This window comes from Marinobacter bryozoorum, from assembly GCF_023156245.1.
Lineage (GTDB): Bacteria > Pseudomonadota > Gammaproteobacteria > Pseudomonadales > Oleiphilaceae > Marinobacter > Marinobacter bryozoorum.
On the sequence record NZ_JAKZAH010000091.1, the window covers coordinates 1 to 1,972 of the forward strand.

Annotated in this window: 1 protein-coding gene; it reads left to right on the top strand. The window is 60.9% G+C overall.

Features of this window, described 5'->3' with window-relative positions; translation table 11 throughout:
• The first annotated feature begins 441 nt into the window (after window positions 1–441).
• A complete protein-coding gene (gene ltrA, locus MLC59_RS19635; RefSeq protein WP_161386207.1) occupies window positions 442–1,950 on the top strand; it encodes a group II intron reverse transcriptase/maturase in 1,509 nt (502 codons plus the stop codon).
• The last annotated feature ends 22 nt before the right edge of the window (window positions 1,951–1,972 follow it).

Sequence of the window (1,972 nt, forward strand, 5' to 3'; positions counted from 1 at the left end):
TCATGAGAAATCCGGGCGATGCGCCAGGTTAATCTGGCATGTTGGTGGCGCTGGAAATGCGCTACGAGGTAAGGCTGGCCAGCCGCCTTGGCCCCGAGTCATGGCCGCGACGGGTAACCGGAGTGGGCAAGCGTTGACAGGGGTTGTTGTGGGCCAGGTATTGAGCTCCGAAAATTCTCGCCCTTGGGGTGCCGACGGTATGCCCGTTCACGGAAGGCAACACTGGCCGAGGCGCAAATGGCAAGTCCCGGCCGGGCCCCACGGAGTCATAGACCCTGAGCACGCAGCTCTATACAGCATGCACGGAACCTGGGAGAGCCCAGCGCGTATCTGGTGGTGTGGGTAGTGCATCATCAGATCGGCAGGTGAAGGTGAAAGACCCGAACGACCTGCATGAACGCGGTTGGGCAGTCGGACGAGCCCATAGTAGTGGAGAAGCGGATGAACGAAGGCAATCAACGAGAGCAAGACCAAACTCGCCAAAAGCCGGAGGAATTCGTGGAGCGAAGGGGCTCGGCCAAGGGGAACACCGCTCAGGCGCCCACGACTGGGACACAGAGCCCAGGGGCCGTGTCGCGCGGTCTGATCGGTGTACGGGAAGCCGCAAGAAGGGACAAGACGTTGCAGTTTACTGCCTTGCTGCACCACCTAACGCCGGAGTGCCTGAGAGGAAGCTTTGCGCGCCTCAAGCGCAATGCGAGTCCAGGCGTGGACGGGGTGCGGTGGGAAGATTACGCACCGATTGCAGAGAAGCGGGTCGTGGACCTGCACCGGAGTGTACAAGAGGGCAGTTATCGGGCTCAGCCGGTCAAACGAGCACGCATCCTCAAAGAGGACGGCAGTGAGAGACTGCTGGGCGTCTCTGCCCTGGAGGACAAGGTTGTCCAGGGCGCACTGGTGGAGGTGCTCAATGCCATTTACGAGGTCGACTTTAAAGGCTTCAGCTACGGCTTCCGGCCGGGGCGAAGCCAACACGATGCGCTGGACGCGCTCTGGGTCGGCCTGACCAGTCAACCGGTCAACTGGGTTCTGGATATGGACATCCAGGGGTTTTTCGACCACATCCAGCACGACTGGCTCATGCGCTTTCTTGGCCACCGGATTGGCGACAAGCGCATTCTGCGACTGATCAAGAAATGGTTGCGAGTAGGCGCCTTCGATGAGGGGCAATGGCTCGATCTCGCCGAGGGCTCACCTCAAGGCGCAGCCATCTCGCCGTTGCTGGCCAACATTTACCTTCACTACGCGTTTGACCTATGGGCCGATTGGTGGCGCAGACACCACGCACGTGGACGGGTGGTCATTGTACGTTATGCCGACGATACCGTTATGGGGTTCCAAGGCCGCGACGATGCGGAGGCTTTCCGCACCGCCGTGGCGCAACGCCTCAATCGGTTCGGTCTGACGCTGCACCCGAAGAAGACGCGGCTACTGGAGTTTGGCCGCTATGCCAACATCAACCGTAAGCAGCGCGGCGCAGGCAAGCCGGAGACCTTTGACTTCCTGGGTATGACACATATTTGCTCGTGCACACGCCGAGGCAAGTACACCATCCGGCGCCAGACTGCCGCGAAGCGCTTACGGGCTAAACTGCAACAAGTGAAAAGGCAATTGCGTCGGCGCCTGCATCGACCGGTTCCAGAGACCGCTCGTTGGCTGTGCGCCGTGCTCCAGGGGTACTACAATTATCACGCGGTGCCATACAATCTGGCCTCGCTTCGAGCTTTCTGGCACCATCTCAGCCGCGCCTGGTTCAAGGCGTTGAGGCGCAGAAGCCAGAAAGCACGGGGCTTGACGTGGGAACGCTTCAAACGCTTTCGCGATGCCTGGCTCCCGCTACCGCGTATCCTCCACCCCTGGCCCAGCGAGCGGTTTCGCCGTCGTCACCCGAGGCAGGAGCCGTATGCGGTAATACCGCACGTACGGATCTGTGCGGGGGGTGCCTCGTGAGAGGCATTCCTACCGCAACTAG

Bases quoted from the DNA above. Each gene is read 5' to 3' on its own strand.
- ltrA (WP_161386207.1), top strand. From the start codon at position 442: ATGAACGAAGGCAATCAACGAGAGCAAGACCAAACTCGCCAAAAGCCG.